The sequence below is a fragment of the Thalassobacter sp. genome, assembly GCF_982993085.1.
Genome location: NZ_CEZFMW010000133.1, coordinates 1 through 8801 on the forward strand (window position 1 = coordinate 1; position 8801 = coordinate 8801).

Sequence of the window (8801 nt, forward strand, 5' to 3'; positions counted from 1 at the left end):
GTTAATCGCGACACATTCGAAGGATTGACCATGGCCGATTTCCCCAGTTCTTTCGACAAGGAAGCCCTCCTGCAATGCTCACGCGGAGAGCTGTTTGGCCCTGGCAACGCCCAGTTGCCCGCTCCGCCCATGCTGATGATGGACCGGATCACCGAGATTTCGGGCGACGGCGGACCACATGGCAAGGGCCATGTGATCGCAGAATTCGACATTACACCCGATCTTTGGTTCTTTGACTGCCACTTTCCCGGCAACCCAATCATGCCCGGCTGTCTGGGCCTGGATGGGCTATGGCAGCTGACCGGCTTCAACCTTGGCTGGCGCGGCTGGCAGGGTCGCGGATACGCGCTTGGCGTGGGTGAGGTCAAGCTGACAGGCATGGTGCGCCCTGACCGCAAGATGCTGAAATACCACGTGCATTTCACCAAAGCGATCCAAACGCGCCGCCTGACTATGGGTGTTGCTGACGGCATCGTCGAAGCAGACGGTGAAGTTATCTATCAGGTCAAAGACATGAAGGTCGCGCTCAGCGAGACCTAAGTCGCCGGCCTTTTCACCAACAAACTGCGTCCCTTCAATCACCCGCAAGCCTGCGGGTGATATGCGTGCGCGTGCGGCACGCCAATCTTTAGATCACCCGGCCCTTGCTCCTCCACGACCCCTCGCCTAAACACAAATGCGACCGGATCGAGGAGAACCCCATGCGTAGAGTAGTTGTCACAGGTATTGGCATCGTGTCCCCCATTGGCAATACGCCCGATGAGGTCGAAGCGAGCCTTCGCGCGGGCAAGTCCGGCATCACCTTCTCAGAATCCTATGCCGAGCATGGGTTCCGCAGCCAAGTCCACGGCGTACCGGACATCGATCTGGCCGAAAACATCGATAAGCGGCAATTGCGGTTCATGGGTCCGGGTGCGGCCTACAACTACATCGCGATGGAACGCGCGATTGCGGACAGCGGTTTGGCAGAGAACGAAGTCTCAAACGAGCGCACGGGCCTCGTGATGGGTTCCGGCGGGCCTTCGACCTCGAACTTTTTCACCGCATTTGACACCGTGATCAACAAGGGCAGCCCCAAGCGCATGGGCCCCTTCATGGTCACGCGCTGCATGTCGTCCACGAACTCCGCGTGTCTTGCGACACCGTTTAAAATCAAGGGCGTAAACTATTCGATAACATCCGCTTGCACCACATCGCTGCACTGCATGGGCAACGCGACCGAGCAAATTCAGTTCGGCAAACAGGATATCGTTTTTGCCGGCGGCGGCGAGGAAGTCGATTGGACGCTTTCATGCCTCTTCGATGCTATGGGCGCGATGTCGTCCAAATACAACGACGCCCCAGAAACTGCATCCCGCCCCTATGACAGCACCCGTGACGGTTTTGTCATCGCAGGTGGCGCAGGTGTTGTCGTGCTAGAGGAACGCGAGCGTGCGATTGCCCGTGGTGCCAAAATCTATGGCGAAGTCACCGGCTACGGCGCAACATCCGACGGCCATGACATGGTTGCCCCCTCCGGTGAGGGCGGCGAACGCGCGATGCGCTTGGCGCTGAGCACCCTGCCCGAGGATCGCTCGATCGGGTATATCAACGCCCACGGGACCTCGACCCCAGTTGGTGACATCAAAGAGATCGTCGCCTGCCGCAACATCTGGGGCGAGGGCAACACACCCCCCGTCGGGTCGACCAAATCCATGACTGGGCACAGCCTTGGCGCGACCGGCGTTCAGGAAGCGATCTATTCCATGATCATGATGAACAAGGGCTTCATCGCGCCCTCGATCAACGTTAACGATCTGGACGAAAACCTTGCCCCTGCCGAGATCAACACCGAACTCAAGGAAAACGCTGAGATCGACTCGATCCTGTCGAATTCGTTCGGCTTTGGCGGCACCAACGGTACGGTCATTATTTCCAAGCACCGCGACTAAGACGCCCTGCCAATCCTACGTTCTGCGCCGCGTCCATCTTTGGGCGCGGTCAAAACGCGTCCTCTGGCATCAAATGCCGTCCAAAGCTTGACCGCCCCGCGCCTGTCGCCTACCGCTCTCTTAAGACAGCAAAAAAGGAGACACCATGGGACTGATGGACGGCAAAAAAGGCCTGATCATGGGGGTCGCGAACGAACGCTCCATCGCGTGGGGCATCGCCAAGGCCATGGCCGAGCAAGGCGCAGAACTGGCGTTCACCTACCAAGGCGAGGGCTTTGGCAAACGGGTGGCACCACTGGCCGCGTCATTGGGCTCTGACATTCTTGTGGACGCAGACGTGACCGATGATGCGTCGCTGGACGCCGCCTTTGACACGCTCAAGGACCGCTGGGGCAGTCTGGATTTCCTCGTCCATGCCATCGCATTCTCGGACAAATCGGAGCTGACGGGCCGTTTCGTCAATACCAGCCGGTCAAATTTCAAAAATTCGCTCGATATTTCTTGCTATTCGTTCATCGAAGTGTCCCGCCGGGCCGCTGAAATGATGCCCAATGGCGGCACGCTGCTAACGCTGACCTTTGATGGGTCCCAACGCGTGACACCATTCTACAACGTGATGGGCGTGGCCAAGGCAGCACTTGAAGCATCAGTCCGGTATCTTGCCGCCGATTTGGGTCCTGACGGGATCCGCGTAAACGCCCTATCGCCTGGCCCGATGAAAACCCTTGCGGGTGCCGCGATCGGCGGTGCGCGCAAAACCTATCGCCACACAGAACAGAACGCGCCGCTCCGCTCCAACGCGACGCTGGAAGCAGTGGGTGGTACGGCCGTCTACCTCGCCTCCGAAATGGGGGCATGCACCACGGGTGAGGTCGTGCATATTGATGGCGGCTATCACGTGATGGGCATGCCACACCCTGACAACCTATAAGCGGCTGACACAGTCAAACGGGCGCGCCGTTGGGGCCGCCCGTTAATTTATGCGGAGATACCCCGGCGACATGAGGCAAAACCCGCCATCCGGCAAATTTGTGACACAATGAGCTGCTCAATCGCGCTTTGTTGCCCGTTTAGGGCCCAATAATCCCGATATATTTTACAGACAGCGGCCAAAGTGCCCAAATTTTGCCAACCTCAGCCACTAAGTTGAAAGGACATTAACCTTAACGAGTGGCTTATTATGTTTTTTCGCGACTTCCTAAAAGACGATGCCGGCGCACTGACGCTGGACTGGGTGGTACTTACCGCTGCCCTGGTCGGAACGGGTATCGCAGTGGTTTCAACCGTCAGTACCGGTGTAGATGGTCTGGCTGTAACCACCGAGGCGGACCTAAACGGATCAATCATCCGCAAGACCTTTGTGGGCAACCTTTGTAAGGGAGGCCTTGAAGCGGTGCAATTGAATGAAAATGCGCGAGTTTCCGCAGCGCGTGCCAACGGTATTGATACAGATGCCATCAATGTGCGTAGCGCGCTCAACGCGCTCGAAACAGGTAAAGGCGACGCGGAAATACTGCACCTTTATTCGGAAATGCAGGCAGCTACGTTCGCGCCGCTAGACAGCGAAATCACCGAAAAACGCCTACTGGAATGTGAAATCCAGCGACGCGGCTTGCTATAGGCGCAAAAGCGCGTCGTAGGGCAGTACTCGCACCATGTCGCCGCGCTGAATTTGCAGCGCGTCCGACGGCAGGTCGATTAACGCATCCGCCCAAGACAGCCCGGACACCCGGCCAGAGCCTTCGGATTCGTAGGCCTCAATCCCTTCGGGGGTGATCTTCGCGCGCAAAAATTCACGGCGTCCGGCTTTTTTGCCTTTGGTGAATTGCGCGGGCAGCCATACGGGCTGTGGCATACGCCACCCCGCTCCCCCAAGCACCGACAAAGCAGGTCGGGCAAAGATAACTGCCGTCACAAAGGCCGCGACCGGATTGCCGGGCAAACCAAACAACGGCACCCCCTGCCATAGGCCCAGCGCCAGCGGACGCCCTGGTTTCACGGCAATGCGCCACAACGTGTGCTGCCCCTCGGCCGTGAGCAGCGCAGACATATGGTCCTCATCCCCGCCCGACGCGCCGCCGGATGTTAGAATGGCGTCGCACCGGCTTTCCGCATCATTCAGTAGCGCGCGCAAGGCATCGCGATCATCGGGGGCGCGACCCAAATGGACAGCCTCCATCCCCCAGCCCGCGACAAGCCCGCGCAACATCGGGCCGTTCGCATCATAGATTTGCGCAGGTGCCACCGCTGCACCGGGTGCGGCCAACTCATCGCCGGTGGACAACACACCCACGCGCAGACGCCGCCACACCGGCACACCCCCATGGCCCAGCGCCGATAGCGTTGCCAAATCGGGCGCGCGAACAACGTGGCCTGCATCAAAGATCGGCGCGCCGGCTTTTTGGTCCTCTCCCGCGCGGCGGGTATTTGCGCCGGGCTTGGGCAATGCGGACAAATGCAGGGCACCGGCATCCAGCGCCACGTCCTCTTGCATTACGATCGTATCTACGCCCGCAGGCACAGGCGCGCCCGTCAGAATGCGCACCGCATGCCCGGGTGGCACGGTCCCGTCATAGGGCACCCCAGCCGCCGCACGGCCATCGACCAGCGGCATATTCAGCGCGCCTGAGGCATGGGCAAAGCCATAGCCGTCGACAGCGGCGTTTGCAGTCGGCGGGTTGTCGCGCAATGCAACGATATCTTCGGCCAAAACACGGTCCAAGCTTTGCTCAAGCTCTACAGTTTCGGCGGACACGACCCGGCTCAACCCATCACGCAAGTGCTCTAACGCTTCGTCTACTGGGGTCCAATGCACCCCGGGTGGGAGGGCGAAACAATCGTTCTTGAGCGGTGGGGCCACGGGCACGCGCGCTGCGTTGGCGCCAAAAATCCATCCCTCCTCGGCGGGATCACCATCTCCGTGGAACCACCCCTCAAGCATACCGTCTGTTTGGGCGGTCAGGATCGCCTCAACCACCCAGCGAACTTGCGCGGCATCAAGGATATCGTACCCCGCGCCGGGGTATTCCAAAGCCAGCGCCCCGGGATCAGCTGGAGCAAGCATTGAGGGATAAATTTCGGCCACGGTGATAGCGGCTTTCGGCACCTGCCATCCGCTTTGTAGCGGCCAAACCGAAAGGTCATCGCCGTACCGCGCCCGCAAAGCCGCAAGGCGCGGCAGCCCAAGCAAGCTTTGAGAACCGACAGAACCCGTGGTGAACAGCTTCCACGCAGGTTGCGCGCTGCGGATACTCGCCTCAACACGGCGGCGTTCTGCCATGCCATGACCATGACGCGCTGTGCCTTTGGGCGGTAGGTCAGGCAGGTCAACCTGTGTGGGGCATCCCCAAAAGGGACCAACACCGGGGCAAGCACGGTTCATTTCCGCCGCAACCTCAAACCGATTGTTGGCATTGTCAGGCGCATCCGACACCCGCGCTGCAAGCCAATCCCACACGGCAAGCGCACCGCGCTGACCGGTAAGCGTTTCGGCAAAACCGTCAGGGTAACCAAAGGCGAAATCAAAGCCCAAAAAAACGCGTTCCCCGGCCGCAAGGGCCGCGTCCAGAAGGGCATGGATATGGGTCATCGCCTCAGCGCGGGTGCGGCAATAGACAGGATGCGTGATCCCGCCCGCTCGTCCAGCACAGATAAAAATACTGTCTTTGGCGGGGGCCTTTGGCCCCGGCTTGGCCCGTGCGGACCAGTCAACCGCGATTACCAGATCATAGGTCAAAGCCCTAAATCCTGTGCAATGAATGCCGCAATGGCCGCCGTGTCATCTAGATCAAACACTGGCACATCCGCACTGGGGCCGCTGTCGCTGGCCACGGCCCGAATGGTCGTATTGGTCGCCGCCAACAAAGCGGATGTCCCGGCCGCCGCACGGTGCGCCTCGACCTTAGGATGATCACTGGATTTGAACCCCTCAACCAACACCAGATCAACAGGAGCCATCTGCGCCAGTAGGTCACGCAATTCAGGCTCTGGCGCACCACGATGCTCAGTCAACAACGCAGACCGACTGGCAGACGCCAACATAACCTGATCCGCGCCCGCGACACGGTGCCGATGCGTATCGGTTCCTGCGACCTCTAGATCGACCGCATGATGCGTGTGCTTGATGGTCGACACGCGCAGGCCTTGGCCCGTGAAGTGTGTAACCAACCGCTCCATCAACCCGGTCTTGCCGCAGTTTTTCCAACCCGTAATGCCGTAGTGCTTCATAGGGCGGCCTCAGCCGTCGCAAGATCATCCGGGGTGTTAATATTGAAAAACGGATCAAGCGCCATGGCCGGGAACTCAGCCATGCCAGCACCGTGGCGATCGGTCCAATGCAGAACCTTACGCAGCCCCCCTTCGAGGGCCGCACGAAGATCATGGCGCAGCGCAGTGGGCCACAAACCAAATGTCGGTTGATGCCAAAGCTTGCCATTTTCATCCCGAGTCGCGGCTAGGGCCACCCCCTCGGGGCCCGCAGCCAACAATAGGCGCGGCACCAGATCGGCGGGGAAAAATGGCGTGTCCGCAGCGGCCGTCACAATATGCGGCACACCCGTTTCAGCAGCCCATTCCAGCCCGGCCAAAACACCCGCAAGGGGCCCCGCGAAACCATCCACGCTATCGGGCAAAACCGGCAGCCCCAGATCGGCAAACCGGGCCGCGTCACCATTCGCATTCAGAGCAATGCGGTCCACCTGCGGCTCCAGCCGGTCGATAACTCGCGCAAATAGACTGCGCCCCCCCACGCGCAGGCGACCTTTGTCACCACCGCCCATCCGCGTGGCCAAACCACCCGCAAGGATCACCCCATGAGGCTGGATCATACCTGCGCTCCTTTGCGGCGATGCTTGCTGCTTTCGTCGGATACCGCACTAAGGTCTGCGTCGTATACCAACCGCTCTGCACCGCTAAGGCAGACAAAACGCTGCCCGCGCAGACGACCCACAACTGTCAGGCCGATTTCTTGGGCGATTTCAACGCCCCACGCGGTAAACCCTGACCGAGACACAAGCGCTGGAATGCCCATCAGCGCGCATTTAATCACCATCTCGGACGTAAGGCGCCCCGTCGTATAAAGCGTTTTGTCGCCCGCAGCGGTTCCAGTGGACCGCATCCAACCCGCGACCTTATCCACCGCATTGTGGCGGCCGACGTCTTCCATATAGACCAAGGGCTGATCGCCTTGGCACAGAACCGTGCCGTGGATCGCACCTGCATCTAAGTAAAGTGAGGGCATCTGATTGATCGCCTTTGACAGGGAATAAAGGTCCGACGTCCGCACCTGTGTGGCGGGCAATTCCAGACCCTCTAATCCCTCCATCATGTCGCCAAAAACCGTACCCACGGCGCAGCCACTGGTACGGGTGGCGCGGGCCAGTTTGGCTTCATGGTTTGTCTCAACCTCGGTACGCACGATGACGACTTCTAGCTCTTCGTCGTAGTCAACGCCCGTTACCACATCATCGGGGCCAACCATTCCTTGGTTCACCAAAAACCCAAGACCAAGGTATTCGGGATAGTCGCCAATCGTCATCGAGGTCACGATTTCACGACTATTGAGATAGATCGTCAGAGGGCGTTCTTCGACCACGCGTAAGTCGACCTCTGCCCCCGTCTGATCACGCCCAACGACGGCCCGCGTAAGACGTGGCAAAGAAGGATCGGGGGCAATAATCATGCGCTTGTTTCTCCGAAGGTGGGTGCGTACACCGGACGCAACTGCGCCGACTGAGGCACAACTTTGGGGCGTTTCATGGCAATTTCCAACCCGAAAACAGCATACTGGCGCGGCTTTCGCGCAGGCGCGCCATTTCTGTTGGTTATCATCCCGTTTGGGGCACTTTTCGGCGTTGTCGGCACCGAAGCCGGGCTGCCGTTGTTAGAGGTCATGGCGTTCTCAGTCCTGGTGATTGCGGGGGCCGCTCAGTTCACCGCCGTCCAGTTGATGACCGAGCAAGCACCAACCGTCATCGTGATCATATCAGCGTTGGCCGTGAACCTGCGTATGGCAATGTATTCGGCGTCCCTTGCGCAGCATTTGGGGGCTGCCCCGCTCTGGCAGCGTGCCTTCGTCGCCTATCTATGCGTCGATCAAAGCTACGCCTGTTCAATCAACGAATACGAGAACCGGCCCAATTTGACGGTTTCAGAAAAGGTCGCATTTTTCGTCGGAAGCATCAGCACCGTGGCCCCAATGTGGTACATCTCGACCTATGCGGGGGCGGTTTTGGGCATGGCAATCCCGCCGGAATACGCCCTCGATTTTGCAGTACCGATTACATTCCTTGCGATTATCGCACCTGCCCTGCGCACCTTACCCCACGTCATCGCAGCCGTCATATCTGCCGCCCTCGCGCTGGCGTTTGTGTGGGTGCCGTACAACCTTGGGCTGATAATCGCGGCTGTTTTCGCAATGATCGCAGGCGCGCAGTCTGAGGTTTGGTTGGAGCGTCGTCGATGAATTATTCCACCCCCACCATCTGGCTCATCATCATATGCCTCGCTTTGGGGACGTTCGGGCTTCGGTTTGTTTTCATTGGACTTGTTGGCGACCGTGAGATGCCCGCATGGCTCCTGCGACATCTGCGGTACACTGCAGTGGCGGTGATGCCCGGATTGATCGCGCCCCTCGTCTTGTGGCCCGCCGCGACAGGGGGTCAACCTGACCCTGCCCGGTTGAGTGCGGCGGGTGTTGCCCTTGCCGTTGGCATCCTTACCAAGAACGTCATAGGGGCCATCGTGAGTGGGATCGTGACCCTCTATGCGGTCCAGTATCTGTTGACATAATCGCTGCGCTGCCGCATTAGGGCCATTCAATCACGTCTCCCGAGAGTGCCATGTGGCGCTCGGTGTCGGAGAAGACGTCCG

10 protein-coding genes are annotated in these 8801 nt (G+C 59.5%); 6 read left to right on the forward strand and 4 right to left on the reverse strand.

Going from position 1 to position 8801, the window contains the following annotated elements; translation table 11 throughout:
* Positions 1 to 30 precede the first annotated feature (30 nt).
* The 4 genes from fabA (at position 31) to AC4GMC_RS15830 (ending at position 3552) form a co-directional block, all read left to right on the forward strand.
* Positions 31 to 540 carry a bifunctional 3-hydroxydecanoyl-ACP dehydratase/trans-2-decenoyl-ACP isomerase gene (fabA, locus tag AC4GMC_RS15815; RefSeq protein WP_038004170.1) on the forward strand — a complete coding sequence of 170 codons (510 nt, stop codon included), beginning with the start codon at positions 31 to 33 and terminating at the stop codon, positions 538 to 540.
* A 161-nt stretch (positions 541 to 701) separates the two neighbouring features.
* The gene (gene fabB, locus AC4GMC_RS15820) at positions 702 to 1931 is read left to right on the forward strand and encodes a beta-ketoacyl-ACP synthase I (protein WP_038004168.1); all 1230 of its coding nucleotides are present in this window, start codon (positions 702 to 704) and stop codon (positions 1929 to 1931) included.
* A 145-nt stretch (positions 1932 to 2076) separates the two neighbouring features.
* Positions 2077 to 2862 (forward strand): enoyl-ACP reductase FabI, encoded by a 786-nt coding sequence (locus AC4GMC_RS15825; RefSeq protein WP_038004167.1) that lies wholly within the window; start codon positions 2077 to 2079, stop codon positions 2860 to 2862.
* A 249-nt stretch (positions 2863 to 3111) separates the two neighbouring features.
* Positions 3112 to 3552 carry a hypothetical protein gene (locus tag AC4GMC_RS15830; RefSeq protein WP_487877960.1) on the forward strand — a complete coding sequence of 147 codons (441 nt, stop codon included), beginning with the start codon at positions 3112 to 3114 and terminating at the stop codon, positions 3550 to 3552.
* Here the strand turns inward: AC4GMC_RS15830 and AC4GMC_RS15835 are convergent.
* The 4 genes from AC4GMC_RS15835 to AC4GMC_RS15850 are packed head-to-tail and all read right to left on the reverse strand — an operon-like array spanning position 3547 to position 7611.
* On the reverse strand, positions 3547 to 5667 hold the full coding sequence (locus AC4GMC_RS15835; RefSeq protein ID WP_487877961.1) for a molybdenum cofactor synthesis domain-containing protein: 2121 nt from the start codon (positions 5665 to 5667) through the stop codon (positions 3547 to 3549). The two genes, AC4GMC_RS15830 and AC4GMC_RS15835, sit on opposite strands and share 6 nt — an antisense overlap.
* Positions 5664 to 6158, reverse strand: coding sequence for a molybdopterin-guanine dinucleotide biosynthesis protein B (gene mobB, locus AC4GMC_RS15840; RefSeq protein WP_487877962.1), 495 nt, complete (start codon positions 6156 to 6158; stop codon positions 5664 to 5666). Before mobB ends, AC4GMC_RS15835 begins: the two co-directional genes overlap by 4 nt.
* Positions 6155 to 6757, reverse strand: coding sequence for a molybdenum cofactor guanylyltransferase MobA (mobA, locus tag AC4GMC_RS15845; RefSeq protein ID WP_487877963.1), 603 nt, complete (start codon positions 6755 to 6757; stop codon positions 6155 to 6157). The genes mobB and mobA overlap by 4 nt, the downstream gene beginning before the upstream one ends.
* Entirely contained in the window at positions 6754 to 7611 is an 858-nt protein-coding gene (locus AC4GMC_RS15850) for a formate dehydrogenase accessory sulfurtransferase FdhD (RefSeq protein ID WP_487877964.1), read from the reverse strand. Before AC4GMC_RS15850 ends, mobA begins: the two co-directional genes overlap by 4 nt.
* A 75-nt stretch (positions 7612 to 7686) precedes the next feature.
* Here AC4GMC_RS15850 and AC4GMC_RS15855 point away from each other — a divergent pair, with 75 nt between their 5' ends.
* Positions 7687 to 8394 carry an AzlC family ABC transporter permease gene (locus AC4GMC_RS15855; protein ID WP_487877965.1) on the forward strand — a complete coding sequence of 236 codons (708 nt, stop codon included), beginning with the start codon at positions 7687 to 7689 and terminating at the stop codon, positions 8392 to 8394.
* Positions 8391 to 8720: an AzlD domain-containing protein gene (locus AC4GMC_RS15860; protein ID WP_487877966.1), complete on the forward strand. Its 330-nt coding sequence runs from the start codon at positions 8391 to 8393 to the stop codon at positions 8718 to 8720. Before AC4GMC_RS15855 ends, AC4GMC_RS15860 begins: the two co-directional genes overlap by 4 nt.
* The last annotated feature ends 81 nt before the right edge of the window (positions 8721 to 8801 follow it).

Excerpts from the sequence above, each read along its gene's own strand:
- fabA (WP_038004170.1), top strand. The coding sequence starts at position 31 with ATGGCCGATTTCCCCAGTTCTTTCGACAAGGAAGCCCTCCTGCAATGC.
- fabB (WP_038004168.1), top strand. The coding sequence starts at position 702 with ATGCGTAGAGTAGTTGTCACAGGTATTGGCATCGTGTCCCCCATTGGC.
- AC4GMC_RS15825 (WP_038004167.1), top strand. The coding sequence starts at position 2,077 with ATGGGACTGATGGACGGCAAAAAAGGCCTGATCATGGGGGTCGCGAAC.
- AC4GMC_RS15830 (WP_487877960.1), top strand. The coding sequence starts at position 3,112 with ATGTTTTTTCGCGACTTCCTAAAAGACGATGCCGGCGCACTGACGCTG.
- mobB (WP_487877962.1), bottom strand. The coding sequence starts at position 6,158 with ATGAAGCACTACGGCATTACGGGTTGGAAAAACTGCGGCAAGACCGGG.
- mobA (WP_487877963.1), bottom strand. The coding sequence starts at position 6,757 with ATGATCCAGCCTCATGGGGTGATCCTTGCGGGTGGTTTGGCCACGCGG.
- AC4GMC_RS15850 (WP_487877964.1), bottom strand. The coding sequence starts at position 7,611 with ATGATTATTGCCCCCGATCCTTCTTTGCCACGTCTTACGCGGGCCGTC.
- AC4GMC_RS15855 (WP_487877965.1), top strand. The coding sequence starts at position 7,687 with ATGGCAATTTCCAACCCGAAAACAGCATACTGGCGCGGCTTTCGCGCA.
- AC4GMC_RS15860 (WP_487877966.1), top strand. The coding sequence starts at position 8,391 with ATGAATTATTCCACCCCCACCATCTGGCTCATCATCATATGCCTCGCT.